The sequence below is a fragment of the Neisseria sp. HMSC068C12 genome (genome assembly GCF_001814095.1).
GTDB classification, from domain to species: Bacteria; Pseudomonadota; Gammaproteobacteria; order Burkholderiales; family Neisseriaceae; genus Neisseria; species Neisseria perflava.
Window position 1 is genome coordinate 1 of sequence record NZ_KV814810.1, and the last position, 207, is coordinate 207.

Below are 207 nucleotides of genomic sequence, written 5' to 3' on the forward strand. Positions count from 1 at the left end.
GCGCTACCGCTTTGCCTACGACATCCTCGACCGACTGATTGCTGAAAGCGGTTTCGACCATAAGCTCACCGGCTACCGCTACAATGCCGGCAACGAACTGATTGAACAGCGCGAATTCGGCGACGACGCTACCCTCGCCGCCAAACTGATGGCGCAGCTGGGCGGACAACCCGTCCCCAAAAAAGAAGCCGCCCCGCTTTCAGACGG

Annotated in this window: 1 pseudogene; it reads left to right on the plus strand. The window is 59.9% G+C overall.

Features of this window, described 5'->3' with window-relative positions:
- Positions 1-207 (plus strand): annotated as a pseudogene (locus HMPREF2952_RS04465) (RHS repeat protein); the annotation flags it as partial.